Source organism: Monashia sp. HAY1-2A, assembly GCF_056755315.1.
This window is the reverse complement of the sequence record NZ_JBNDHY010000605.1, coordinates 1-250: the sequence shown is the minus strand read 5'-3', so window position 1 is coordinate 250 and position 250 is coordinate 1. Positions and strand designations below refer to the sequence as shown.

The window sequence follows — 250 nt, the reverse complement described above, 5'->3', positions numbered from 1 at the left end:
GCCGTGTATCAGGCGCAGCAGGAAGCGAAGCGCGCGGGTATCACGCTCACCGACGCCGAACTTCAGAAGCTCCGCGAGAAGATCACGCTCACGCAGCAGCTTGACGGCAAGAACAAGGAAGTTGCCGCTTCGACCGAAGGCTTGAAGACGGCAGAGCAGTATTTCGCGGAAAGTTTCACAAGCACGCTTTCCGGCCTTCTTACAGGCACGCAGGACTTGAACGGTGCGCTCAAGAGCCTGCTCAACAACC

General features: G+C 58.4%; 1 protein-coding gene. It reads left to right on the top strand.

The annotated features are described in order from the left end of the window. Positions 1-250: hypothetical protein (locus ACPYOM_RS23220; RefSeq protein WP_481347779.1), on the top strand; the 250-nt coding region annotated here is incomplete at both ends.